Origin of the sequence: Bacteroides sp. (assembly GCF_052357945.1) — a bacterium.
GTDB lineage: Bacteria > Bacteroidota > Bacteroidia > Bacteroidales > Bacteroidaceae > Bacteroides.
In genome coordinates this window covers 1-3015 of the sequence record NZ_DAWCXD010000271.1, presented here as the reverse complement: position 1 = coordinate 3015, position 3015 = coordinate 1, and the positions used below count along the sequence as shown (strand labels likewise).

The 3015-nt window shown below is 42.5% G+C and carries 3 protein-coding genes; 2 read left to right on the top strand and 1 reads right to left on the bottom strand.

Features of this window, described 5'->3' with window-relative positions:
• Window positions 1–41: 41 nt before the first annotated feature.
• Both ACT8YW_RS22675 and rimI read left to right on the top strand, forming a co-directional pair.
• Window positions 42–1508 carry a RimK family protein gene (locus ACT8YW_RS22675; RefSeq protein ID WP_117933914.1) on the top strand — a complete coding sequence of 489 codons (1467 nt, stop codon included), beginning with the start codon at window positions 42–44 and terminating at the stop codon, window positions 1506–1508.
• A 2-nt stretch (window positions 1509–1510) separates the two neighbouring features.
• A complete protein-coding gene (gene rimI / locus ACT8YW_RS22670) occupies window positions 1511–1963 on the top strand; it encodes a ribosomal protein S18-alanine N-acetyltransferase (protein ID WP_444107224.1) in 453 nt (150 codons plus the stop codon).
• Between the two features lie 27 nt (window positions 1964–1990).
• Here rimI and ACT8YW_RS22665 read toward each other — a convergent pair.
• On the bottom strand, window positions 1991–3015 hold a 1025-nt coding region (locus tag ACT8YW_RS22665), incomplete at its 5' end, for a glycosyltransferase (protein WP_444107223.1).

The window sequence follows — 3015 nt, the reverse complement described above, 5'->3', positions numbered from 1 at the left end:
ATTTACTTAATATCCTCTTGTAGGTTTAATTTTTAACCATTATGAATAATGTGTTAATTTTGTTGGATAATCTGGATGACTGGAAACCGTATTATGAGACAAGTAGTGTCCTGACTGTTTCCGACTATCTGAAAAACAAGCCGGTGGAAAAAGACCGGAAGTTAGTTATTAATCTTAGCAATGATTACAGCTATAACTCTGAAGGGTATTACTGTTCACTGCTAGCCCAAACGAGAGGACAGAAAGTCATTCCGGATGTTGATATCATCAACAAAATGGAGGCTGGAACGGGGGTGCGGATGGATCGTAGTCTGCAAGCCCTTTGCTATCAATGGATACAGAAGAATGACATCAAGGATGATATCTGGTATCTGAATATCTACTTTGGCAAATGCCGGGAAAAAGGTCTGGAACGGATTGCGCGTTTTATTTTCGAGAATTACCCTTGTCCATTGTTAAGAGTGGCTTTAAATACTCATCCCAGAAATCAGATCGAGGGCATTCATTTTCTTCCCCTGAATCAGCTCAATGATGCAGAGCAGGATTTCTTTGCCAATACGCTGGATAACTTTAACAAGAAAATATGGCGTGCACCGAAGTCGGCAAAGGCTTCTCGTTACAGTCTCGCTGTATTGGTCGATCCACAGGAGAAATTTCCTCCCAGCAATAAAGGCGCTTTGCACAAATTGACGGAGGTGGCTAAGAAAATGAATATCCATGTGGAGATGATTACCGAAGATGACGCTATCCGTTTGCTCGAATTTGATGCCTTGTTTATTCGTACTACAACGTCGCTCAATCATTATACATTCCATTTGTCACAGTTGGCTGCACAAAACGGAATGGCTGTCATTGACGATCCGCTGTCTATCATCCGGTGTACGAACAAAGTGTATCTGAAGGAACTTTTTGAGAAGGAAAAGATACCTGCTCCCAAGTCTACATTGATTTTTCAATCCAACCATCATTCGTTCGAACAGATAAGCGAACAGGTAGGTGCTCCTTTTATCCTGAAAATACCGGATGGTTCTTATTCCATTGGTATGAAAAAGGTGTCGAACGAAGAAGAACTGCAAGCCAGTCTGAAGATACTGTTTGAAAAATCGGCTATCTTGCTGGCACAGGCATTTACTCCAACGGAATTTGACTGGCGTGTCGGTCTATTGAATGGTGTACCGCTCTATGCCTGCAAATATTATATGGCAAAAGGACACTGGCAGATTTACTGTCACTATGATTCGGGCAGAAGCCGTTGTGGATTGGTAGATACGATTCCTATTTATCAGGTGCCTCGTGTGGTATTGGATACAGCTGTTAAGGCTGCCAATCTGATAGGAAAAGGGTTGTATGGAGTCGATCTGAAAATGGTGGATGATAAGGCTTATGTAATTGAAATCAATGATAATCCGAGCATCGATCATGGACTGGAAGATGCCATTATCGGTGATGAAATGTATTACCGTTTGTTGAATCACTTTGAACAAGTGTTAGAAACGAAACATTATTGATTATGGAGCCGATAGTCGTCCGTAAAGCACAGCAGGCAGACATTCCCGCTATTTTGGAAATAGAGTGGGAGTGTTTCCAGGAAGACAGTTTCTCAAAGGAGCAGTTTGCCTATCTGATAAGCCGTTCGAAAGGAACTTTCTATGTGATGATGGAGGAGGATAGGGTGGTTGCTTATGTCTCCCTGTTATTTCATGGGGGAACTCGCTATTTAAGAATCTATTCGATAGCTGTTCATCCGGATTATAGAGGAAGAGGACTGGGGCAGGTATTGATGGATCAGACGATTCAGACGGCCGGCGAATGTAAGGCTACAAAGATTACGCTTGAAGTGAAAGTGACCAATACTTCGGCTATCGGACTATATATGAAAAATGGCTTTATTCCTGCTGGAATAAAGCCATGCTATTATCACGATGGTTCGGATGCTATTTATATGCAGCGATTGATTCAATAATAAGTCTGCCTTTTCACGAAATCCGGTTTATCTTCTCATGAAATCCCCTTTTCCCCGGAAGAAACGGCAGAGTTTGAACTTTAATGACTGTATAGGTTGGATAAGGTCGAAAACAGGTAACGAGAAATAGTATTTCCGTCCTCCACCCATTTCTTTGGCCGTGCGGTTGATAACGACAGCTTGTATTGTAAAGCGCAGTAACCAGATCAGGAATGCGATGCCTGCTACCAGCCAGTGGAAATTAAGAAATCCGAATACGATACCTGCTATACAGGCAGCATAGAATAACAAACGGGAAAATGTCTCAAATCCCAGTAGGTAACGCTGTATTCCATGGTAGAATCTGGCAGTAGCCATATAACTAACCTTTTCTTCTTTCCAATCTTTGTAGCGATATACGGGCTGTATTCGTGTGGTAGCGTTGAAGTCTGTTTCAACACGGGTGTTGGAGGAGGTAGCTAGCTCATTAATGAATAAATCATCTTCTCCACGTTGCAGATTCAGGTATTTGGAGAAACCTTTCTGTTGAAAGAATAGTTCTTTCCGGTAAGCCAGGTTGCGTCCGATACCAATATAAGGTTTTCCGGCTAAAGCGAATCCCAGATAGCGCAAAGACTGGAACAAAGTATCGAATGCAGTACGTTTGTGCAACCATCCCTTTGTGCGGTCGTATCCGCTATATCCTAACACAATTTGAGTCTGCGGTGTGAAATTACGTGCCATCAGTTTTAGCCATTGGTTGCTGGCGGGCATACAGTTTGTTTCCGTAAATACCAGCCAGTCATGTTTGCTGGCTTTGATGCCTAACGTCAGAGCCAGTTTCTTATGACTGATATAGCGTGCACTTTCGGGCGTAAAACTATGGTAAAGATGAGGATATTTTTCTTCCATCACTCCCAATATATCCTCGGTATCATCTGTGGAAGCATCATTGATGACAATCACTTCAAATTGTGGATAGTCCTGTTCCAAAATGGCAGGTAGAATTTTACGAAGATTTTCAGCCTCATTGCGTGCGCAGAGAATCACGGAAAGTGGAGGCAGTTCTCGTG